This window comes from Streptomyces sp. NPDC031132 (genome assembly GCF_055570595.1).
The window spans coordinates 103,466-125,094 of the sequence record NZ_JBVIGX010000011.1 but is presented as its reverse complement, the minus strand read 5'-3'; the positions used below and the strand labels follow the sequence as shown (position 1 = coordinate 125,094).

At 73.5% G+C, this 21,629-nt stretch carries 19 protein-coding genes and 1 tRNA gene; 17 read left to right on the top strand and 3 right to left on the bottom strand.

Features of this window, described 5'->3' with window-relative positions:
- The first annotated feature begins 10 nt into the window (after positions 1 to 10).
- Positions 11 to 691, top strand: coding sequence for a YidC/Oxa1 family membrane protein insertase (locus tag ACZ49B_RS18840; protein WP_468307002.1), 681 nt, complete (start codon positions 11 to 13; stop codon positions 689 to 691).
- A gap of 121 nt (positions 692 to 812) precedes the next feature.
- Complete coding sequence (locus ACZ49B_RS18835) at positions 813 to 1,670, top strand: fumarylacetoacetate hydrolase family protein (RefSeq protein ID WP_468307000.1); 858 nt, start codon at positions 813 to 815, stop codon at positions 1,668 to 1,670.
- Between the two features lie 109 nt (positions 1,671 to 1,779).
- Here ACZ49B_RS18835 and ACZ49B_RS18830 read toward each other — a convergent pair whose 3' ends face one another.
- Positions 1,780 to 2,991, bottom strand: coding sequence for an ALF repeat-containing protein (locus ACZ49B_RS18830; RefSeq protein ID WP_468306998.1), 1,212 nt, complete (start codon positions 2,989 to 2,991; stop codon positions 1,780 to 1,782).
- A gap of 81 nt (positions 2,992 to 3,072) precedes the next feature.
- Complete coding sequence (locus ACZ49B_RS18825; RefSeq protein ID WP_468306996.1) at positions 3,073 to 4,215, bottom strand: Gfo/Idh/MocA family oxidoreductase; 1,143 nt, start codon at positions 4,213 to 4,215, stop codon at positions 3,073 to 3,075.
- A 56-nt stretch (positions 4,216 to 4,271) separates the two neighbouring features.
- Between ACZ49B_RS18825 and ACZ49B_RS18820 the strand changes: the two genes are divergently transcribed.
- The 13 genes from ACZ49B_RS18820 (at position 4,272) to ACZ49B_RS18760 (ending at position 17,357) form a co-directional block, all read left to right on the top strand.
- Positions 4,272 to 5,360, top strand: a complete 1,089-nt coding sequence (locus ACZ49B_RS18820; protein ID WP_468306994.1) for an ROK family transcriptional regulator — start codon at positions 4,272 to 4,274, stop codon at positions 5,358 to 5,360.
- A gap of 274 nt (positions 5,361 to 5,634) precedes the next feature.
- A complete protein-coding gene (locus ACZ49B_RS18815; protein WP_468306991.1) occupies positions 5,635 to 6,381 on the top strand; it encodes a hypothetical protein in 747 nt (248 codons plus the stop codon).
- A gap of 204 nt (positions 6,382 to 6,585) precedes the next feature.
- A complete protein-coding gene (locus ACZ49B_RS18810; protein WP_468306989.1) occupies positions 6,586 to 7,350 on the top strand; it encodes a GntR family transcriptional regulator in 765 nt (254 codons plus the stop codon).
- Positions 7,351 to 7,508: 158 nt separating this feature from the next.
- Positions 7,509 to 8,630 carry a TIGR03364 family FAD-dependent oxidoreductase gene (locus ACZ49B_RS18805; protein WP_468306987.1) on the top strand — a complete coding sequence of 374 codons (1,122 nt, stop codon included), beginning with the start codon at positions 7,509 to 7,511 and terminating at the stop codon, positions 8,628 to 8,630.
- A 5-nt stretch (positions 8,631 to 8,635) separates the two neighbouring features.
- Positions 8,636 to 9,343 (top strand): phosphonatase-like hydrolase, encoded by a 708-nt coding sequence (locus ACZ49B_RS18800; protein WP_468306984.1) that lies wholly within the window; start codon positions 8,636 to 8,638, stop codon positions 9,341 to 9,343.
- A complete protein-coding gene (locus tag ACZ49B_RS18795) occupies positions 9,340 to 10,389 on the top strand; it encodes an ABC transporter ATP-binding protein (protein WP_468306982.1) in 1,050 nt (349 codons plus the stop codon). The genes ACZ49B_RS18800 and ACZ49B_RS18795 overlap by 4 nt, the downstream gene beginning before the upstream one ends.
- Positions 10,382 to 11,314 carry a 2-aminoethylphosphonate ABC transporter permease subunit gene (locus tag ACZ49B_RS18790; protein WP_468306980.1) on the top strand — a complete coding sequence of 311 codons (933 nt, stop codon included), beginning with the start codon at positions 10,382 to 10,384 and terminating at the stop codon, positions 11,312 to 11,314. Before ACZ49B_RS18795 ends, ACZ49B_RS18790 begins: the two co-directional genes overlap by 8 nt.
- Positions 11,301 to 12,098 carry an ABC transporter permease gene (locus ACZ49B_RS18785; protein WP_468306977.1) on the top strand — a complete coding sequence of 266 codons (798 nt, stop codon included), beginning with the start codon at positions 11,301 to 11,303 and terminating at the stop codon, positions 12,096 to 12,098. Before ACZ49B_RS18790 ends, ACZ49B_RS18785 begins: the two co-directional genes overlap by 14 nt.
- A 26-nt stretch (positions 12,099 to 12,124) precedes the next feature.
- The gene (locus ACZ49B_RS18780) at positions 12,125 to 13,222 is read left to right on the top strand and encodes a 2-aminoethylphosphonate ABC transporter substrate-binding protein (protein WP_468306974.1); all 1,098 of its coding nucleotides are present in this window, start codon (positions 12,125 to 12,127) and stop codon (positions 13,220 to 13,222) included.
- Between the two features lie 182 nt (positions 13,223 to 13,404).
- Positions 13,405 to 14,949 carry an alkaline phosphatase family protein gene (locus ACZ49B_RS18775; protein ID WP_468306971.1) on the top strand — a complete coding sequence of 515 codons (1,545 nt, stop codon included), beginning with the start codon at positions 13,405 to 13,407 and terminating at the stop codon, positions 14,947 to 14,949.
- Between the two features lie 150 nt (positions 14,950 to 15,099).
- A complete protein-coding gene (locus ACZ49B_RS18770; protein ID WP_053791198.1) occupies positions 15,100 to 15,879 on the top strand; it encodes an HAD-IIA family hydrolase in 780 nt (259 codons plus the stop codon).
- Between the two features lie 79 nt (positions 15,880 to 15,958).
- Entirely contained in the window at positions 15,959 to 16,615 is a 657-nt protein-coding gene (locus ACZ49B_RS18765) for a hypothetical protein (RefSeq protein WP_468306968.1), read from the top strand.
- 10 nt (positions 16,616 to 16,625) lie between these two features.
- Positions 16,626 to 17,357, top strand: coding sequence for a class F sortase (locus tag ACZ49B_RS18760; protein ID WP_468306966.1), 732 nt, complete (start codon positions 16,626 to 16,628; stop codon positions 17,355 to 17,357).
- Positions 17,358 to 17,547: 190 nt separating this feature from the next.
- On the opposite strand, the gene ACZ49B_RS18755 is transcribed toward ACZ49B_RS18760, so the two are convergent.
- Positions 17,548 to 17,621 (bottom strand) — tRNA-Lys (locus ACZ49B_RS18755).
- Positions 17,622 to 17,861: 240 nt separating this feature from the next.
- Here ACZ49B_RS18755 and ACZ49B_RS18750 point away from each other — a divergent pair.
- Together ACZ49B_RS18750 and ACZ49B_RS18745 are read left to right on the top strand one after the other, a co-directional pair.
- The gene (locus ACZ49B_RS18750) at positions 17,862 to 19,256 is read left to right on the top strand and encodes a peptidoglycan-binding protein (RefSeq protein WP_468306963.1); all 1,395 of its coding nucleotides are present in this window, start codon (positions 17,862 to 17,864) and stop codon (positions 19,254 to 19,256) included.
- Positions 19,253 to 21,622 carry an SPFH domain-containing protein gene (locus tag ACZ49B_RS18745; RefSeq protein ID WP_468306962.1) on the top strand — a complete coding sequence of 790 codons (2,370 nt, stop codon included), beginning with the start codon at positions 19,253 to 19,255 and terminating at the stop codon, positions 21,620 to 21,622. Before ACZ49B_RS18750 ends, ACZ49B_RS18745 begins: the two co-directional genes overlap by 4 nt.
- Positions 21,623 to 21,629: the final 7 nt, after the last annotated feature.

Here is a 21,629-nt window from a genome sequence, read left to right as displayed (position 1 = left end):
GAGGGCCCGCGTGTCCGTTTTCACCTCTCTTGTTGTCGAGCTGGGCCGGTTCCTGGAGCCGGTACTGGCCGAGTCCGCGACCGCTGCCGCGATCGTGCTGTTCACCGTGCTCGTACGGCTCGCCCTGCATCCGCTGAACCGGGCCGCGTTCCGCGGTGCGACCCCGGTGGCCGGGTGTCTGCCCGTGCTGCTCCAGCTGCCGGTGTTCTTCCTCATGTACCGGGCCTTCTCCTCGTCCGGGGAGCTGCTGGACCATCGGCTGTTCGCCGCCCCGCTCGGGGCCCGGTGGAGCGATGCCCTCGGGGACGGCGGCTTCCTCGGGGCGCAGGGGCTGGTCTTCCTCGGGCTGTTCGTGGTCATTGCGGCGGTCGCCGCGTGGAGCGCCGTACGGGGGCGGCGTACTGCAGCGCTGGCCGCGGCAGCGGCCGCTTCGGCTCCCGTGGCGGCCGTCTCCCGCGCGAAGGGCACGTCCGGGGTCGCCGCCGAGGTGAGCGCCGAGCAGCAGGAGATGCTGCGCAAGCTGGGCGGCGTACTGCCGCTGCTCTCGTTCGGGACGCTGATCACGGCGGCCGTGGTGCCGCTGGCCGCCGGGCTGTACCTGGTGACCACCACCGCCTGGTCCGTGGCGGAGCGGGCCTGGCTCCAGTACCGCAAGGAGGCGGCCGAAGAGCGCGAGCGTTCCAGTCTGTGAACAGGGTCTTGCGGATGGGGCGGCCATCTTGGAGGATCAACCAATTCTCCGATGGCCGCAACCCATCGGCAGGCCCGGGCTTGCCCATGGGCCGACCACCCACGACCACGGGAGAATGCCCATGAAGCTGCTGCGTGTCGGACCGGTCGGAGCGGAGCGTCCCGCGCTGCTCGACCAGGACGGGATCCTGCGCGACCTGTCCGGCCTGATCACGGATGTGGACGGCGCCCTGCTCGCCGACGACTCCGTGCTGTCCCGGGTACGGGACGCGGCGGCGGCCGGAGGCCTCCCGGTGCTGGACGCGGAGGGCCTGCGGATCGGTGCGCCGGTCGGCAGGATCGGCAAGGTCGTGGGCATCGGGCTGAACTACTTCGGGCACGCGGCGGAGATCGGCGCGGAGCCGCCGGCCGAGCCCATCCTGTTCCTCAAGGCCGCGGACACCGTGGTCGGCCCGGACGACACCGTGCTGATCCCGCGCGGCAGCGTGAAGACCGACTGGGAGGCCGAGCTCGGCGTCGTCATCGGCGCCACCGCCCGCTACCTGTCCTCCGCTGCGGAGGGCCTGGCGCACGTGGGCGGATACACGCTGGTCAACGACGTGTCGGAGCGCGAGTTCCAGATCGAGCGCGGCGGCACCTGGGACAAGGGCAAGAACTGCGAGACGTTCACCCCGCTGGGCCCGTGGCTGGTCACCGCCGACGAGGTCGAGGACCCGCAGGTCCTGGACGTGAAGCTGTGGGTCAACGGCGAGCTCAAGCAGGACGGCAACACCGCCGACCAGATCTTCCCGGTCGGCGAGGTCGTCCGGTACCTGAGCCAGTTCATGACCCTGTACCCGGGCGACGTCATCGTCACCGGCACCCCGGCGGGCGTGGCCATGGGCCAGCCGGAGCAGAAGCCGTACCTGCGGGCCGGTGACGTCGTGGAGCTGGAGATCGAGGGCCTCGGCCGTCAGCGCCAGGAGTTCAAGAGCGCGTAGCCGGCCGCGAACGAGCAGGTGTGGCGAGAAGGAGGGGGGTCGCCTTTGGCGGCCCCCCTGTTCGGTCGCACCCGGACGGGTGCGTGCGTACGTACGCGGTGCCGGTCGGTCAGCCCTTCGCGGACCTGCGGCGACGGCGGCCGGCGACGAGCAGGCCGGCGCCCGCGCCGAGCGCGGCGGCGCCGCCGCCCGCGATCAGGGCGGTCTGGGTGCCCGTGCTCGCGAGCGCGGCGGACCCGCCCGCCGCGGTCACGTGGGTGTTGCCGCCCGACGTCGTGACGGTGGCCACCGTCTGCTGGACGCCGCCGTCCTTGCCCGCGCCCGTCTTGCCGGTCAGCGCGTCGGCGGCCTTGTCCTTGTCGCGTGCCGTGAACTGCCCGGTCTTCAGGAACTCGGCGCGGTCCGCGGGCGTGCCGTTGATCGCGATGATCGCGGCCTTCTTCAGCTCCGGGCCGGCCTTGTCGAGCATCGCCCAGATCAGGACCATGTTGTCGTCGTCGCGCAGCTCGTGCTGCGTGGTCGTCACGAAGGTGCGCAGCTCCGCCGGGGTCGGGTTGCCCTTCAGGAGGTTGACGATGCCCTCCTTGAGGCCCGGGCCGGCGCCGTCGAGCATCGCGAACAGCGCCACCCGGTCGTCCACGGCCCGGATCTTGTGCTGCCCGTGCGCGACGAACTCGCGGACCTCCTCGCGCGTCCCGCTGTCCAGCAGCCGGCTGACCTCCTCGGTGATCCCGCGGCCCGCGCCGCCCAGCATCCGCGCCAGCTCGACCCTGTCGTCCTCGAAGCGGGCCGTGTGCTGCCCGTTCTCGAGGAACTCGGTCAGCGCGGCCTGGGTGCCCGTCTTCATGGCGGCGTTGCCGGCCTTCTGTACGGCACGGCCGCCGGCGTTGATGATCTGCGAGACCCGTACCGCGTCGTCGTCGAACTGCTGCCGGGCCCACTCCACCTCGAGGAACTTCCGCATGTCCGCGGCCGATCCCTTGAGCGCCTTCTCTGCCGCCTCGCGTACGCCGGGCCCGCTCGCCGGGTCCGCGAGGATCGCCCGGATGGCGGCGCGGTCCTTCGCGGCCCGGGGGTCCTCGGCCGGGTTCTCGGACGGCTTGTCCGCGGGCTCGTCCGCCTGCTTCTGCGTCGGCTTGTCCGCAGCCGGCTCCGCAGGCTTCCCGGCCTGCTTCTGGTCCTCGGCCCCCTGGTCCGGCACGCTCGGAGCAGCCGGCGTGGCCGGCGACGGCGCGTCGGCGGCGAAGGCCGGCGAGGCCAGCAGGACGGCCGGGGCCATCGCGGCGGTGGCGACGACCGATGCGATCCGGGGCAGCTTCACAGACGGATTCCATTCTTCACATGTGTGATGATCTTCAACCTGTGCAGGATAGATGGCCCGCGCCCCGCAAACTGTCCATTTTCAGGACAAGGCCGTGCCGGTGCTCGTGCCGGTGCTCGCGCCCGTGCCCGAGCTCAGTTCGACGGCCACCCCGTCCCGGGACGACGTCCGCGCGGCCTCCAGCACGGCCAGGCAATGCGCCGCCTCGTGCGCGCTGACCGGCGCCGGACCGCCCTCGCGCAGGGCCGCCGCCACCGCCGCGTAGTACGCGGGGTAGTCACCCGGCACGGTCGGCACCGGGGTCCCGCCGCCGGTCAGCGGGGACTCGCCGGAGCCCACCCGGCCCCACAGGTGCTCGGGCTCCTCGCCCCACGGGATCTCCCCGACGCCCGGCCGCTGCCCGTCCCGCAGGGCCGCCTCCTGCGGGTCCAGCCCGTACTTCACGTAGCCCGCGCGGGAGCCCAGGACGCGGAAGCGCGGCCCCAACTGCGCGGTGGTGGCGCTGACGTAGAAGTGGGAGCGGACCCTGTTCGCATGCGTGACGGCGATGAAGGTGTCGTCGTCCGCCTCCGCGCCCGGGCGGCGTACGTCGGTCTCCGCGTACACGCGCACGGCCGGACCGAACAGCACCAGCGCCTGGTCGACGACGTGGCTGCCGAGGTCGTACAGCAGGCCGCCGATCTCCTCCGGGGCCCCGGACTCGCGCCAGCCGCCCTTGAGCTGCGGGCGCCAGCGCTCGAAGCGGGACTCGAAGCGCTGGATCTCGCCGAGTTCGCCGTCGGCGAGGAGGCGGCGCAGGGTGAGGAAGTCGTTGTCCCAGCGGCGGTTCTGGAACACGGACAGGAACGTGCCGGTCTTGTCGGAGAGGGCGGCGAGTTCGCGGGCCTCGGCGGCGGTGGCGGCCAGCGGCTTGTCCACGACGACCGGGATGCCGGCGTTGAGGGCGGCGGTGGCGAGCGGGACGTGGGTCTTGTTGGGGGAGGCGACGACGATCAGGTCGAGGGCCGGGGTGAGGTCCCAGAGCTCCTGCGCGGAGTCGACGATCCGGACGTCGGGGTACGCCTCGCGCGCCTGGGCCTGCCGGCCGGGGTCGGAGGTGACGACCGTGTCGAGGACGAGCCCGTCCGTGGCCGAGACGAGCGGTGCGTGGAAGACGGAGCCGGCGAGTCCGTACCCGACGAGGCCGACGCGGAGGGGGGTGGAGGGGGAGGTGGTGGCGGTCATGGCTCCTACTTTGGCAACAGCGTTGCCTAAGTGCAAGGAGGGTGGACAATGGAGAGGTGGACCAGGAGAGCAAGGGCAACGGGAGCGGCGTGAACCTACCGGCGCTGCGCGGGCACAACGACGCGCTGGTGCTCGGCCTGCTGCGCGAGGCGGGCATCGAAGGCCTCAGCCGCGCCGACCTCGCGGCCCTCACGCGTCTCACCCCGCAGGCCGTCAGCAAGATCGCGGCGCGGCTGCGGGCGGAAGGGCTGGTCGCCGAAGCCGGGCGCGGCGCGTCCACCGGGGGCAAGCCGCGGACGCTGCTCCGGCTGGTCGCGGGTGCCCGGCACGCCGTCGGCGTCCACGCGGACCGCGATGAGCTGCGGGCGGTACGGGTGGACATCGCGGGCACCGTCGTCGAACGGCTCCGAGGCCCCCTGGACTTCGCGGCCGGACCGGAGGCCACCGCGGACGAGGTCGCACGCGCCGTGATCCGGCTGTGCGGGGAGGCGGGGACGCAGTCCCTGCTGGGCGTGGGCGTCGCCGCACCGGGGCCGCTGGACTGGCAGGCGGGCGTACTGGGTCGGGTGACGGGGCACCCCGACTGGGAGGGGTTCCCGCTGCGGCAGGCGGTGGCGGAGCGGCTCGGAGCCGAGGCCCCGCCGGTGGTGCTGGACAAGGACACCAGCGCGGGCGCCGCCGCCCCCGGCCGCCGTGCCTTCGAAACCTCGCTCTACCTGCACCTGAGCACCGGCCTGGGGGCCGGGCTCCGGCTCAACGGCGAGGTCTACCGGGGGGAGCGGTCCACGGCCGGGGAGTTCGGACACCAGGTCCTGAGCCTGGACGGCCCGCCCTGCCGGTGCGGAGGCCGCGGTTGCGCGGAGGTGCTCTGCCTCACGGCGGTGGCCCGCGGCGACCTCCCGGAGGCGGCGCGGATCCTGGGCGAGGGCGCTGCGAACGTGGTCGCGCTGCTGGACGTGGACCGGGTGTGGCTCGGGGGGCGGGTGGTGGACTCCGCCCCGGAGGTTTTCACGCAGGGCGTCCGCCGCGTCCTGGCGGCCCGCACCCTGGGCGGCCCGGTTCCGGAGGTCGCCGCGTCCGAGGACGGCGTCGCCGAGGGCGCGGCGGAACTGGCCCTGGCCCCGCTGTTCGGCCGCGTGCGCTGAGGCTCCACCGCCCGGCGCGGCGCGCGGTGCCCGGCGCGATCCGCAGCCTTGCGCGGTGGCCGTCCGTGCATCGACGCCGTCCGTGCATCGCGGCGCCGTCCACCCGGGGGAGCGGTGGCCCGGCCCCGTGGGCCGATCAGGCGTAAGCGGGGGGTGGGGTGGCGTGGCGGGGGGAGGGGGGTGTGGGGGCGTGGGAGGGTGCGGGGAGGCCGGGGTGATTGTCGCCTCGTCCGATCATCCTCCCGTCCGGCGAGCAGCGAAGCGAAGGTCTTCCATGCGACTGCGCAAAGCCCTTGCCCTCTCCGCCGCCCTGGTCGCCGTCGCCCTGTCCGCGCCGAACGCCGCCGCGGACATCGGCAACGGCGGCGGCGCCCGGCCCGCGCCCGCGCTGCCGTCCCGGATCGAGGCCACCTGCGGCGACGGGAAGAGCACCGCCTTCCCCATCGGTGCGCGGATCCGCGGCGGTCCGGCCGTGTACCGGACCGGCGGCGGGCCGCAGACCTGGTTCCTGGACCTCACGAACACGACGAACTCCGAGTGCACCGCCATCCACCCCGTCGTGGTGTTCACGGACAAGGCCCGCGCCCTGCTCCCCGCCCACTTCCGGATGGAGTTCGAGGCCCCCGGCGGGACCCTGCCCGTCAGCCTCGAGCGGAGCGACCGCGACGAGATCATCGCCGTCTTCGACGGGGGCGAGGCCTTCTCCGGCTTCGCCGTCCGCGGCCAAGGCTCCCTGACCGTCACGGTCCGCCTGGCCTTCGCACCCGGCACCCCCGCCGGCGAGGTCGTCGCCGACGCCGCCCTCGTGCAGCGCCGGGCCGACGACGGCGACTGGGTCGGCGAGGCCGGCGGCTACCGGTTCTCCGTCGAGGGCCCGGAGGAGGAGAGGGGCGCAGCCGGCTCCCTCGCCCACACCGGCCCCCGCGACCGGGCGTTCGCCACCGGCGCGGCGGCCGCCCTGGCCGCAGCCGCCGGCGGCGGGCTCCTGCTGACGGCCCGCCGACTGCGCACCCCCGCGTAGCCCGACCACCGTCGGCATCCCGGGTACGGCAGGTACCCGGGGCCCGGCGGGCACCCCGCCCACCCACGCCCCCCGTCGGCACCCCACGCCCCCCGTCGGCACCCCCCGCCCCGTCGGCACCCCGGGCCCGGCCGCCGCTCCCGTCCCCCGCCCCCGCCCCCGTCGCGCTGATCTGCGTACACCCCCGCCACGTACAGTCCGAGGGTGGAAGAACAGAACCAGCCTCACCGTCCCGGCTCGCCGGTCCGGTCCGGGATTCCGGAGCACGGGCGCATTCCCAAGTACTACGCCGTCAAGGCCCTCATCGCGGATCTCCTCGACGACCTCGGCGAGGGCGGGCTGCTGCCCACCGAGCGGGATCTCGCCGAGCGGTACGAGGTGTCCCGCGAGACCGTGCGGCAGGCCCTGCGCGAGCTGCTCCTGGAGGGTCGGCTGCGCCGCTCCGGCCGCGGGACCGTCGTCGCCGGTCCGAAGCTCGAACAGCCCCTCTCCCTCGCGAGCTACACCGAGGGCGTACGCCGCCAGGGCCGCCGGCCCGGCCGTCACCTCATCGGGCTCGAGCGGTTCCCCTGCCCGCCCGACCTCGCCCCCGGCATCGGCGCCGAGCCCGGCGAGCCCGTCTGGCACCTGGAGCGCGTCCTGCTCGCCGACGACGAGCGGGTGGGCCTGGAGAGCACGTACATCCGCGTGGCGCGGGCGCCCCGCCTCGACACCGAGTTCCAGCCGGACTCCTCTTTCTACGGATACCTCCTCGACCGGCTCGGGATCTCGTTCGGGGACGCCGACGAGAAGCTGGAGACCGTCCTCGCCACCCCCCGCGAGGCCCTGCTGATCGGCACCCCGCCGGCCCTCCCCATGCTCCTCATCCACCGGTTCTCCCGGGACCAGGACGGGCGTCCGCTGGAGCGGGTGCGTTCGCTCTACCGTGGTGACCGGTTCAGCTTCACGACCCACCTGCGGCCCGGGTAGTCGGAGCGGATCACCGTCAAGACGCCGAAAAGGGACGTATCGAAAACCTCTTCAGATAACGAGAGGGTAACGGGTCTAGTCCAAGCGTCGAGGGCTGTTCACCGTCCCGTTGCCACCGCGATCCCCCCGGTCCACGGGCCGCGACCACCGTGGAGCGCGTGAGAGTCATAGTCGTCGGAGGCGGCGTGGTCGGCACCATGCACGCCTGGCAAGCAGTCGAACGCGGCCACGAGGTCGTCCAGATCGAGCGGGAGGCGGAGGCCAGGGGCGCGTCACTGCGCAATTTCGGCCAGATCTGGGTCAGCGGACGGGCCGGGGGCGAGGAGCTCGAGACCGCCCTGCGGGCCCGCGAGCTCTGGGAGCGGATCGGCGCGGAGGTGCCCGGCCTGGGCTTCCGGGCGATCGGCTCCCTCACCCCGGTCCGCAACGCCCGCGAGTACGCGGTCGCCGAGGCGGCCGCCGCCCGCCCCGACGCCGCCGCCCGGGGCTACGAACTGGTCACCGCCGAGGAGGCCCGGCAGATCAACCCCGCCCTGCGCGGCGCCTTCGAGGCCGCCCTGTGGTGCGAGCGGGACGCGGCCGTCGAGCCGCGCACCGCCCAGCTCCACCTGCGCGAAGCCCTCGCGGCGAGCGGCCGGTACACCTTCCTGCCCGGACGGGAGGTGCGCGAGGTCGTCGGTGACGGCGCCGTCCGCGACGACCACGGCGACGTCCACCGGGGCGACGCGGTCGTCCTCGCCACCGGCGCCTGGCTGTCCGGGCTCGTCCGCGAGCTGGTCCCCGACCTGCCCGTGCGCCGCGTCCGGCTCCAGATGATGCAGACCGCCCCGCTCGGCGAGAAGTTCACCACCTCCCTCGCGGACGCCGACAGCTTCCGCTACTACCCCGCGTATAAGAGCGACGCGCTCGACGCCCTCGACGCCGGGCAGGCGCAGGCGCCGATCGCCGCCGCGCACAAGATGCAGCTGCTGATGGTCCAGCGCCAGGACGGCGGACTGACCATCGGCGACACCCACGAGTACGAGCACCCCTTCGCGTTCGACACCCTCGAAGACCCGTACGCGTACCTCACCGAGGTCGTCGAGTCCTTCCTGGGCCGCCCGCTGCCGGAGATCCGGCGCCGCTGGGCGGGCGTGTACGCGCAGTGCACCGACACCACCCGCGTCGTCCACCGCCAGCAGGTGGCCGACGGCGTATGGCTGGTGACCGGACCCGGCGGCCGCGGGATGACCTGCTCGCCCGCCATAGCCGAGACCACCGCGAACGAACTGGGCTGGTAGAGGACATGAGCAACAGCAGCATGAAGAACGCGTCCCGCAACCTCGTCGTCCTCGACATGGCCGGTACCACCGTCGCCGACGGCGGCCTCGTCGAGCGCGCCTTCGAGCGCGCCGCCGAACGCATCGGCGTCGAGCCCGGCACCGCCGAGCACGCGGCCAAGCTCCAGTACGTCCGCGACACCATGGGCGAGTCGAAGATCTCCGTCTTCCGCCACCTCTTCGGCACGGAGGAGAGGGCCCAGCGCGCCAACTCCGCCTTCGAGGAGGCGTACGGCGAGCTCGTCGACAGCGGGCTCATCGCCCCGATCCCCGGCTCCCGCCAGGCCATCGAGGAGCTCCGCGCCGACGGCCGTACCGTCGTCCTGACCACCGGCTTCGCCCGCGTCACCCAGGACGCCATCCTCGACGCCCTCGGCTGGCAGGGCCTGGCCGACCTCACCCTCTGCCCCGCCGACGCGGGCGGTCGCGGCCGGCCCTACCCCGACATGGTGCTCGCCGCGTTCCTGGCCACCGGCGCCGCAGACGACGTACGGGAGGTCGTCGTCGCCGGCGACACCGCGTACGACATGCTCAGCGGCCGCCGCTCCGGCGCCGGGATCGTCGCCGGCGTCCTCACCGGCGCCCACGACCGCGCCGCGCTCACCGAACACGGCGCGACCCACGTCCTCGACTCGATCGCCGAACTGCCCCCGGTCCTGCTGGAGTCGGCGTGAGCGGCATCCGCTTCGAGGGGGTCAGCGTCGCGTACGGCGCCGCCACCGTGCTGGACCGGCTCGACCTGACCGTCGAGCCGGGCGAGGTCATGGCGCTGCTCGGCCCCTCCGGGTCGGGCAAGACCACGGCGCTGCGTGCGGTCGCCGGCTTCGTACGGCCCTCCGCGGGCCGGGTGCTGATCGGCGGCCGGGACGTCACCGCGCTCCCGCCGCACCAGCGCGGCATCGGCATGGTCGTCCAGCAGTACGCGCTCTTCCCGCACATGCGGGTGGAGGACAACGTGGCCTTCGGCCTCAAGGCGCAGAAGGCCCCCAAGGCCGAGATCCCGGGGCGCGTCGCCGAGGCGCTGGAGATGACCGGCATGGCGGCGTACGCCAAGCGCCACCCGCGCGAGCTGTCCGGCGGACAGCAGCAGCGCGTGGCGATCGCCCGCGCGCTGGCGATCCGGCCCGGGGTGCTCCTGCTCGACGAGCCGCTGTCCGCGCTCGACGCGCAGCTGCGCTCCGGGATGCTCGCCGAACTGGCCCGGCTGCACCGCGAACTGCCCGACGTATCGATTCTGTACGTCACGCACGACCAGGTGGAGGCGCTGACCCTCGCCGACCGGATCGCGGTCATGGACAGGGCGCGGCTGCAGGACTGCGGCACTCCGCAGGAGCTGTACCGGGCGCCGCGCACGGAGTTCACCGCGTCGTTCGTCGGCAACGCGAACCTGCTGCCGGTCACCGTCGCCGACTCGGGGGCGCTCTTCGCCGGGCGGGCGCTGGAGCTGGACCGCGGACAGGCCGCGCCGGGCGCGAGCGCGACCCTGTGCGTACGGCCGCACCTGCTCGGCCTCGGGGCCGGGCCGAACGCGCTGACCGGCACGATCGCCGAGGTGCAGTGGCGGGGCTCGACGCACCGGCTGTACGTCGACGTCGACGGCCACCGCGTCAAGGCGGACCTGCCGGAGCTGCGCGAGACGCCCGCGCCGGGCGACACGGTGACGCTGCACTTCGAACCGCGCGACGCCGTCCTGCTGTCGGCGGGCGTCTCCGATGGCTGAGACCCAGACCCAGACCCAGACCGTACGAAGCTTCGCACCGGGCGGCCCCGACGGCCCGGGCGGAGCCCCGGGCGGCTTTGCGGCCCCCGCCGCACGGGCGCCCCGTGCCGTGCCCGGCTGGCTCTGGTCCGTACCGCCCGTGGCCGTGCTCGCGCTGGTCTTCCTCTATCCCCTCGCGCTGGTCGTCCAGCAGTCCCTCACCCCCGAGAACGGTGGCGGCGCCTTCGACGCCTACGCCTCCGTCTTCCGCTCCCACGCCTTCCGCGAGGCGCTCGGGACCACGGTCTGGCTGGCCGCCGGCGCCACCGTCGGCTGCCTCGTCCTCGGCTTCGCGCTCGCGCTGATCATCGCCTTCGTCCCGTTCCCCGGGGCGCGCGGCGTGGCGAAGTTCATCGACGTCTTCCTCTCCTTCCCCTCCTTCCTCATCACCCTCGCCCTCCTCTTCCTCTACGGCACCGTCGGCATGGCCAACGGACTCTGGACCGCCGTGACCGGCGCCGCCGACGGGCCGTTCCACTTCCTCACCACCCCGTGGGGCGTACTGCTCGCGGAGATCACGTACTTCACGCCCTTCGTGATGCGCCCGCTGCTCGCCGCCTTCTCCCAGCTCGACACCGCCCAGCTCGAAGCGGCCTCCTCCCTCGGGGCGAAGCCCGCCCGTATCATCCGGCGCGTGATCCTCCCCGAGGCCCTCCCGGCGCTCGCCGCCGGCGGCAGCCTCGTCCTGGTCATGTGCCTCAACGAGTTCGGGATCGTCCTGTTCACCGGAGCCAAGGACGTCACGACGCTCCCGATGCTCATCTACGGCAAGGCGATCCTGGAATCCGACTACTCGGCCGCCTGCGTGGTCGCCGTCGTCAACATCGCGATCTCCGTCGGCCTGTTCGGCCTCTACCGGGTGGTGAGCAAGCGTGCTGGTGCATAGCAGGACCGGCCGCTGGGCCGCCTGGGGCCTGTTCGGGCTCCTCTTCCTTCCCCTCTTCGCACTGCCGCTGCTCGTCGTGGTGGCCGCGTCCTTCTCCACCCACTGGTCCGGCGCCTTCCCCTCCGGCCCGACCACCGAGAACTACGCCTCCGCCGTACAGGGCGAGTCCCTCCAGGCGCTGACCACCTCGCTGGTGACCGCCCTCGTCGCCAGCCTGCTCGCGCTCACCGTCGGCACCTGGGCCGCACTGGCCGCAGCCGGCCTGAAACGGCGCGGAAAGCGGTCCCTGGACGCCCTGTTCATGCTTCCGGTCGCCGTGCCGTCCGTGGTCGTCGGCCTCGCCGTCCTGGTCGCCTTCAGCAAGCCTCCGCTGCTGCTCAACGGCACCAGCTCAATCGTGATCCTGGCGCACACGATTCTTGTCACGGCGTTTGCCCACCAGTCGGTTTCGGCCGCCATCGTTCGTCTCGACCCCGCGTACGAACAGGCGGCGGCCTCCCTGGGCGCCCGTCCCGCGTACGTGCTGTGGCGGGTCAAGCTCCCCCTCCTGCTGCCGTCCCTGACGGCGGCCGCCGGACTCTGCTTCGCCCTGTCCATGGGCGAGCTGAGCGCCACGATGATGCTCTACCCGCCGGACTGGATGCCCCTCCCGGTCCGGATCTTCACCGCCACCGACCGCGGTTCGCTCTTCGGCGGCTCCGCCGTCGCCGTGGTCCTGATGGCCGCCACCCTGCTGGTCCTCCTGGCCGTCTCCCGCATACGCACCAGAGCCACGTACCGCTGACTCCCTTTTCCCGATAAGGAAGTTCCATGTCCAGCAACCTCAGAAACGCCGACGGCCGTCGCCGCCTCCTGCGCATCACCGCCTCCGTCACCGGCAGCCTCGCCCTCGCCGCCGGTCTCACCGCCTGCGGCGGCTCGTCCTCCGACGGGTCCAAGGGCGGCGAGAAGATCGTCACCGTCTACAGCGCCGACGGCCTCAAGAGCGACAAGGGCGACGGCTGGTACGACAAGGTCTTCGCGGACTTCACGAAGAAGACCGGCATCGAGGTCAAGTACGTCGAGGGCGGCTCGGGCGAGATGGTGCAGCGCGCCGTCCGCGAGAAGACCAACACGCAGGCCGACGTACTGGTCACCCTGCCGCCGTTCATCCAGCAGGCGGACGGCAAGGGCCTGCTCCAAGCCTACGAGCCGCAGGGCTCCGACAAGGTCAACGGGGCGAACAAGGCCGCCGACGGCAAGTGGACCTCGGTCGTCAACAACTACTTCGGCTTCGTCCACAACAAGAAGGAGCTCGCCGAGGCGCCCACGACCTGGGAGGAGCTGCTGGACGGCACGTACAAGGGCAAGCTCCAGTACTCCACCCCGGGCGTCGCGGGCGACGGCACCGCCGTCCTCATCAAGGCGATGCACGACTTCGGCGGCAAGGAGCCGGCGCTGGAGTACCTGAAGAAGCTCCAGGCCAACAACGTCGGCCCGTCCTCCTCCACCAGCAAGCTCGCGCCGAAGACCGACAAGGGCGAGCTGCTCGTCGCCAACGGCGACGTGCAGATGAACTTCGCGCAGTCCAAGTCCATGCCGAACCTGGGCATCTGGTTTCCCGCCAAGGAAGGCGGCAGGCCGACCACCTTCGCCCTCCCGTACGCGGCCGGCCTGGTGGACAAGGCACCGCACACCGAGAACGGCAAGAAGCTCCTCGACCACCTGCTCAGCGAGGACGCCCAGAAGCTGGTCAGCGAGGTCGGCGGCGGCTTCCCCGCGCGTACCGACGTCAAGCCGACCGACGCCAACGCCGTCGAACTCACCAAGCTGATGACCGGTGTCGAGGTCTTCGAGCCGGACTGGGCCGACATCGACAAGAACCTCGCGGGCTACGTGGACGCGTGGAAGTCGGCCACCGGAAGCTGACCGGTTGCCTCCTGGTCATCCACGACCAGGAAAGTGACGCTTGCATAACGGGTCTGGACCGAAGACCGCACCTTCGGTCCGGACCCGGCGCACGTCCACGCGCCCTTCGCGGCGTACGCCCTCAGGTACGCCCCCATGCAAGTCCACCTGCGCCTTCCCCACGATTACTCCCGGAGGAGTACGTGCCCACTGTCCTGTCAGGACGCGCCCTCGCCGTGACCGCCACCGCCACGGCCCTGCTCGCCACCGCCCTCACCGCGCACGCCGCCACCGCCGAAACCCCCGCGGCGGCCACCACGGCTGCGACCCTCACCGACAAGGTCCTCGTCATCGGCATCGACGGTACGGTCCTGGACCGCGTCAAGGCCGCCAACGCCCCCCACCTGAACGGCCTGATGGCCCAGGGCCTGACCGCCAAGAGCACCCTGTACGCGAACCCGATGGCCGCCACCTCCTCGGGCCCCGGCTGGTCCACCATCGCCACCGGCGTCTGGCCCGACAAGCACGGCGTGAAGGACAACACCTTCATCGGCAAGAACTACACGGCCTACCCCGACTTCCTGACCCGCATCGAGAACGCCAAGCCGTCGCTCAACACGTACGCGGCTGCCGGCTGGGAGCCCATCACCTCCACCGACGCGGGCGGCCCGATCTTCTCCGCCAAGGTCGACAAGCGCCTCAGCCTCAAGGGCGACCGCGACGGCTACGGCACCGAGGACCCGAAGATCGCCGCCGCGGCCTCCGCCGAACTGCAGGGCCAGAACCCGGACGCCGCGTTCGTGTACTTCGGCCAGGTCGACGGCGCCGGGCACGCGTACGGCGCCGCCAGCCAGCAGTACCTCGACGCGATCGGCCGGGTCGACGTGATGGTCGGCCAGCTGCTCACCGCAGTGCAGAACCGCCCCACGTACGCCCAGGAGAACTGGAAGATCCTGGTCACCACCGACCACGGGCACACCGACGCCGGCGGCCACGGTGGCTCCACCCTGCAGGAGCGCGGCACCTTCGTCATCGCCAAGGGCGCGGGCATCGCGGCCGGTTCGGTGCGCACGGACGTCAAGCTCGTCGACGTGGCGGCCACCGCCCTCGCGCAGGTCGGCGTCAACCCCGGCTCCGCGATCGACGGCATCCCGCTGAACGCCCCCGACGACAACGACCCGTTCGACACCCTGCGGCCGAACCTCCAGGGCCGTGTGGACGAGACGGGCATCCCCGCCGGCGTCAAGGGCTTCACCCACACCCCGCCGGCCGGCTGGGCCGTCGACAACTCCAAGATGGGCACCGGCGGCGTCACCGAGTGGGCCGGCTGGGCCTTCGCGACCGACGAGTTCTGGAGCCAGGCCCAGCGCGACCAGTGGCGCGAGCTCAACGTCCGCTCCCGTGACGTGTTCGCCGTCGCCGACTCCGACGAGTGGGACGACAAGTCCCACACCGGTTCCTACGACTCCACCCTGATCACCCCCAAGTGGGCCGTGACCGGCGGCACGACGAAGAACCTGACCTTCCAGACGCACTACCACCACGAAGCCGGCCAGACCGCCCAGGTCCTGGTCTCCTACAACGGCGGTACGCCGACGGTCGTCAAGAGCTACACCGCCGACGCGGTCGCCCAGGCGGAGTCCCTGGCCCTCCAGGTCCCGGCCGGCGCCACCGACGTCCAGATCCGCTTCCGCTACGCAGGCGGCAACAACTGGTACTGGACCGTCGACAACGTCAAGCTCGGCTGATCCAGGCCCCCCGCGGTCCGGGCTGTGGACGCCCGCAGCGTCCACGGCCCGGCCCCGATAGGGTGGTACAGACCAGCGGTCACAGGCCAAAGGGTGACGGTCTGAGGTCACGGTCAGAGGTCACGGCCACCGAGAGCGGAGAACAGTCCAGTGGCAGAGCGCAAGCCGATCGAATCCTGGCTCACCGACATGGACGGGGTCCTCATCCACGAGGGCACCCCGATCCCGGGCGCCGATGCCTTCATCAAGCGGCTGCGCGAATCCGGCAAGCCGTTCCTGGTCCTGACCAACAACTCCATCTACACCCCGCGCGACCTCCAGGCCCGGCTGTCCCGCATGGGCCTCGACGTCCCCGTCGAGAACATCTGGACCTCGGCGCTGGCCACCGCCAAGTTCCTCGACGACCAGCGCCCGGGCGGCACCGCGTACGTCATCGGCGAGGCCGGCCTCACCACCGCCCTGCACGACATCGGCTACATCCTGACCGACCACGAGCCCGACTACGTCGTCTTGGGCGAGACCCGGACGTACAGCTTCGAGGCGATGACGAAGGCGGTCCGCCTGATCAACGCGGGCGCCCGCTTCATCTGCACCAACCCGGACGAGACCGGCCCCTCCACCGAGGGACCGCTGCCCGCCACCGGCGCCGTCGCCGCGCTGATCACCAAGGCGACCGGCAAGCAGCCGTACTTCGCCGGCAAGCCCAACCCGCTGATGATGCGGACCGGCCTGAACGCCATCGGTGCGCACTCGGAGAGCAGCGCGATGATCGGCGACCGGATGGACACCGACGTCCTGGCCGGCCTCGAGGCCGGCATGCAGACCTTCCTCGTCCTGACCGGACTGACCTCCGCCGCGGACACCGAGAAGTTCCCCTACCGCCCGACCAAGACCGTCGACTCCATCGCCGACCTGGTCGATCTCGTCTGATCCGAACGGGTCAAGCCCGCGGCGCTCCGGATGCGGAGCGCCGCGCCGCGCGTGAACCTCCTTGTTGAGGAGGTTCACCATGCGCAGTGCTCTGATCGCTCTCCGTGCCACCGGGGTGGCCGTCGCCCTGACGGCGCTCACCGCCGTGTCCGCGCCCACCGCCCTCGCGGGCGAGGAGAACCGCGGCGGCGTCTCGGTCGATCCGCACCAGGCCGAGCCGGGGGCGCAGGTCAAGCTGCGCGTCCGCGGTTGTGAGGACAAATGGGCGTCCGCCAGGTCCGCCGTCTTCGTGTCGGAGGTCCACCTGTCCTCCGGCCGCGACGGGGACAGGACGCTGACGGGCGATGCGATGGTCAGCTCCACGGCCCAGCCCGGCTGGCACGACATCCGGGTGAAGTGCGACGGGGGCGAGGACCGCGTCCGCGGCTCCATCGAGGTCGTCCGCCGCCGCGACGACCGCGAGAAGGACCGCGACAAGGACCGTGAGAAGGGGCGGGAGAAGGAGCACGACCGGCCGAACCCCCACCAGTCTCCCGTCTGGCCGGTCCACGCGGGCGGCGGCGGCATGTCCGCCGAGCTCGCGGCGCAGGACGCGGCCGCGGCGGCCAAGAAGAACCACGGGGGCGACGGCCCCGGCCTCCCGCACACCGTGATCGGCGCCGTGCTCGCCGCCGCGGCCACCCTGGCCGTCGCGTTCCGGGCGCTGACGCTGCGCCGGCGCCGCAGCGGCGAGTGAGGGCCCGCCGGTGACCGGCCCGGGGGAGCCCAGGTCCTCCGGCGGCGGGCGGCTGCTGACCTTCGCCGCATGGTCCGTACTGGTCCTCGGCCTGTGGCTGTGGGGCCGCGAGATCACCGGTGTCCCGCCGAGCCCGTCGGCCGGACTGGCCGGCGGCTCGTCGATCCCGATCCCGGGGCTGCCCGTCGCGCACACACCGCTGGGGGCGTCCGTGCCGACGCGCGTCGACGTGCCGTCGATGGGCATCCAGGCCCCGGTGATCTCCCGGGGCCTCGACGCCCAGGGCGCCATCGAGCCGCCGCCGTTCGAGCGCCCCGGCACCGTCGGCTGGTGGGGCGGCGGCGCCAAGCCGGGTGAGGCGGGGACCGCGCTGCTCGTCGGGCACGTGGACACCGCCTCGAAGCCGGCGGTGTTCTACGGTCTGAGCTCGGCGCGCCCGGGCGGCACGGTGCGCGTGGTGCGGATGGACGGTTCGGTCGCCGAGTTCACGATCGAGGACGTACGGGTCTACGAGCGGGCCCGCTTCGACGCGCACCGGGCCTACGGCCCGCGGGTCCCGGGCCGGGCCGAGCTGCGCCTGGTGACCTGCGGGGGAACGTACGACAAGGCGGCGAAGGAGTACACGGCGAACGTGGTCGTCTCGGCCTACCTGACGGGCACGACCCCGCCCGCGGGGCCGGGTGCGGGCGCGGGTGGTGGCGCCGGGGCCGGAGCGGGAGTCCGGTCCGGCGCGGCGGCGTGAGGCGACACGCGCACGGTCGCGCGCACCGCCCCCGGCACCGCCGGCCGTCCGGTCCTCGACCGCGCGGCGCGCCCGGACCGCGGGAGGAGTCCGGGGACCGGCGCGGGAGGCCCGCCCGCCACTGTAGGGCCGTACGACACGACGAAAAAGCCCCTCGCAGCTTTCGCTGCGAGGGGCTTTCCCTTGTCTGTGCGCCGCCAGGGACTCGAACCCCGGACCCGCTGATTAAGAGTCAGCTGCTCTAACCAACTGAGCTAGCGGCGCTTGCTGACAGGGAAAACTCTACCCCACCTCGAGTGGTGCTCGTGACCAGCCGCGCCCGCCTTGTCCGATTAACCCATGTTTGAGGGGTTTATCGTGCACGATATGTCTGGGTCGAACCGAATCTGATGCCCCGACAGATGTGTGGCCCGCCGGACCAGCGACGAGCAGGGGAGTGGACGGAACCGCATGACGATCCAGCCGCCGATGCATGTGCAGATGCCTGCACCCATGCCTGCAGCGATGCCGATGCCCGTTTTCGAGGAGTACGAGCCCGCAGGCGACTGCGCCTGCCTCGGCTGTACGCAGCGCCGTCGCGCCCTCGCCCGCGCGCGGGCCATACCGCTCCGTGACGGCGGCCACCCGGCCGCCCGTGGGACCCGCCGGGCGCTGGTGCTGGCCACCGCGGCGGGCGTGGTCCTGAGCGGTGGCGGCTCGGCCGCACTGGCGGCGGCCACGCCGGTCCCCGGCCCGGAGCCGGTGCCGGTCACCCTCGAGACCCCCGCCCCCGACGCCCCCGCCCCGGACGCCCCCGCCGCCGACGCCCCCGCTCCCGACGCCCCCGGCTCCCCGCAGGGCGGCCGGTCCCCGCTGCACGGGCGCCCTGCGCCGGCGAAGCCGGCGGGCCTGCCCGGGGCGCCGTCGGCCGTCAAGCGGATCGACCGGACGTCGATCATCACCCGGGCGAAGGTGTGGCTGGACGCGCAGGTCCCGTACAGCATGTCCACGTACTGGTCCGACGGCTACCGCCAGGACTGCTCCGGCTTCGTCTCGATGGCCTGGAACCTTGGTACGAACGAGTGGACCGGCAGCCTCGACAAATTCGCCACCAAGATCACCAAGGAGGAGCTGCTGCCGGGCGACATGCTGCTCTTCCACAACCCGTCGAACCCCACCAACGGCTCGCACGTGGTGCTCTTCGGCGGATGGGTCGACGAGACGCGCACGCACTACGTCGCGTACGAGCAGACCCGTCCGACCACGCGGAAGGGGGCCACCCCGTACGGCTACTGGACCAACGCGACGAAGTACCTGCCGTACCGGTTCAACGGGGTGACGGGCGGCATCACCGAGCCGGACCCGGCCACCGACCCCAAGCCGGCGGTCCCGACGGTCTTCCCCGGCGCCACGCAGTTCGGTCCGGGCGCGAACAACGAGTACGTCGCCCAGCTGGGCCGGATGCTGATCGACCGGGGCGGCCGCCGCTTCTACCCCAAGGGCGCGAGCACGGCGTGGAGCGACGCCGACCGGCTGGCCACCCAGGCCTTCCAGACCGCCCAGGGCTGGACGGGCGCGGACGCAGACGGGATCCCGGGCGCGCACACCTGGCAACTGCTCGTCGAACACAAGGGCAATGACATCCGGCCGACGGTGGACGCCGCTCCGGGCCCTGCCGGGGTGCCGGCCTATCCGGGCCCGTCGGCGTTCCGCCCCGGGTCCACCCACCCGTTCATCGCCGTCCTGGGCCGCCAGCTGGTGAAGAAGGGCTTCGGCAAGAACTACCCGTCCGGCCCGGGGTCCCGCTGGAGCGAGGCCGACCGCCGCGGCGTCGAGGCCTTCCAGCGCGCCCAGGGCTGGCGCGGCGCCGCGGCCGACGGCTACCCGGGCCCGGAAACCTGGCGCCGGCTGTTCGCATGACGGAGGCAACGATGTACCCCACGCACACCACCTCGACGACGGGCACCTTCCGCATCCCGTCCGCGGCAGCCGTACCCCCGACCGCCCCACAGGCCCCGGCACTCCGGGGCACGGGCGACCTGTACCCCACCCCGCCCCGCCCCCTGGCCGTCCCCGCCGAGGTCCTGCGCCTCGCGGATCCGCTCCCGCACGCGGCGCAGACCGCCCCGGCGGCGGCACGCCCGGCCGCGGCCGACGTGACGGCGGCCCCGCTCCCGTACGCGGCGCAGACCGCCCCGGCGGCCGGGCCACCGGCCGGAGGCGCCGCGGCCCCGGCCCTCCCGTACGCGGCGCAGGGCGGTCGGCCGGCCGATGCGGCGGCGGACCCGCCTCCGTACCCGGCCGGGGCGGGGGCCGAGCCTCTCGCCGAACCCATGCGGCTCGTGGATCCGCTCCCGCACGCGGCGCAGGCCGTTGCGGCGTCCGAGGGCCCGGACGCGCCTGTGACCGGCCCTGAAGTCGGGCTTTCTGGCGGAGTTGCCGAGGCGCGGGACTCCGGTCGGCAGGGGTGGTCCGGCGGGCGGGGGTGGGCTGCCGGGATTCCGGTCAGGCTCGTGGCCGCGCCGCGCGAGGTCGCCCTGCCGCACGGGCGCCCGGCGGCGGACGCCGCCCGGAGCGAGGTCCCGGCGGCCCGGATCCGGGCCGAGGCCGAGCCGGTGCCCGCACTGGCCGGGGCCCTCGACCGCGCCGAGTCCGGCGGGGGCTCGTACGGCCACGAACCCGATCCGCCGGTCTGCGTGCCGGCACCGGCGGGGCCCGGCCCCGACGAAGCCGCGCCGGCGCACGGGGGCGTGCCCACCCTGCGCCTGCGGGGCTTCGGCGGCGGCGAGCCGCTGCCCCCGCTCGGGCACGTCTGGCCGCCCGCAGGTCCCGAGGCGGCCGCCGGGACCGAGCCGGTGACGGGCGGCCCCGCGCGGCGCCACGGCGAGGCGTGGCCGCCCGCCGGCCCCCAGGCCGATCCCGAGCCGGTGCACCTGCACGGTCAGGCCGGGCTCCGGACGGCCCCCGACTCGGCGCCCCAGCACGGCCACGTCGGCCTCGAGGCCGATCCCGAGTCCGCTCACGCGTACGGCGAGGTCGGCCTCCAAGCCGCCTCCGAGTCCGCCCACGGGCACGGTGAAGCAGGGCCCGGGGTGCCGTCCGGCCGGCCCGGACTGCCCGCCGGGGTGCCCGGTCCCGCGGTCGCGGACATCGTCGCGCAGGCCGTGGCCCGCGGGATGGGGGCGGAGCGCGAGGGGCACGACGCGCAGGACCTGCCCCGCACCGCGCCCGCCCGCGGGGCCGCGGCCACCGAGGTGCCGGTACACCTGCCGTTCCCCGGGGAGTCCCGGCCGGCCCGAGCCCAGGCCCGGCCCCCGGGCGGTGGCCGGGCCCCCGCCGCCGCGCCGCGGTCCCGCGCCCCCCGCCCCGCCCCCGGCCGCCGGGTTCCGCGCGGCGACGACCGGCTCCGGGAGCACCGCGGGCCCGTGCTGCCCGGCTGGGTCGGCGTCGGTGTCGGCGGGCTCGCCCTCGCCGGCTGCCTGGCGGTGCTCTGGCGGGCCGGGGCGGTCCCGGCCACCTTCGTGGCCGCGTTCGGCGCGGCCCCCCGCGCCTACCAGGGGCTCCGTGCCACCGACTGGCCGCCGCTCGCCTTCCTCGGCGTCGTCGCGCTGCTCGCGCTCGGCGGACTGGGCCGCGCCAAGGCCGGCCACGCCTGGGTGCTCACCCTCTTCGGCCGCTACCGCGGCACGGTGCGCCGTACCGGCCTCACCTGGGTCAGCCCCCTCCTGCTGCGCCGCCGTGTCGACGTACGGCTGCGGCACTGGCGCAGCGAGCCCATGCCGGCCGTGGACTCCGGCGGCCTGGCCCTGCGGGTCGTCGTCCAGGTCGTCTGGCAGGTCAAGGACACCGCCCGGGCCACCCTCGCCGTCGAGGACCACACCGACTACCTCGCCGAGCAGGTCGAATCGGCGATGGCCCGGGTCCTGTCCCAGCTGCCCGCCGACGCCTTCCACGAGGACGCCCCGACGCTGCGCGACTCCGAGGCCGTCGGTGACGCGCTGACCCGGATGCTGGCGACCGAGACCGAGGCGGTCGGCATCGAGGTGTACTCGGCCCAGCCGACCCGGATCGAGTACGCCCCCGACGTCGCCGAGGCCATGCGCCGGCGCCGGGTCGCGGCCATCGACGCCAAGCACCGGGACACGGTGCTGACCTCGATCGTGGACGCGGTCGACGACACCGTCCACCGGCTGACCTCGCGCGGGCTGGTCGAGCTCGACGACTACGAGCGCAAGGCCCTCGTGAAGGACCTCACCGTCGCCTTCTACACGGGACGTCCGGAATAGGACGGAC